The organism is Achromobacter sp. SIMBA_011 (genome assembly GCF_046535435.1).
Taxonomy (GTDB): Bacteria; Pseudomonadota; Gammaproteobacteria; order Burkholderiales; family Burkholderiaceae_B; genus Achromobacter; species Achromobacter dolens.
Genome location: NZ_JAWRWN010000400.1, coordinates 1 through 275 on the forward strand (window position 1 = coordinate 1; position 275 = coordinate 275).

Here is a 275-nt window from a genome sequence, read left to right on the forward strand (position 1 = left end):
CTGTGGGGCAAGCACAAGCTTTCGCCGCTCGTGAGCCCGTCGAAAACGTGGGAAGGCCTGATTGGCGGCGGCGCGCTCGCCATCGGGCTCGGCACCCTGCTCCACAGCCTCACGCCATTCAATCTCTGGCAGGCCGCGCTGATGTCGGCTGTCACGGTGATTGGCGGCTTCGTCGGCGGACTCGTGCTCTCCGCCGTCAAGCGCTCGATGGGCGCGAAGGATTGGGGCGTGATGATCGCCGGCCACGGCGGCATGCTCGATCGCGTCGATTCCAT

General features: G+C 66.5%; 1 protein-coding gene. It reads left to right on the plus strand.

Going from position 1 to position 275, the window contains the following annotated elements:
- Positions 1-275: phosphatidate cytidylyltransferase (locus tag SB816_RS31465; RefSeq protein ID WP_410548178.1), on the plus strand; the 275-nt coding region annotated here is incomplete at both ends.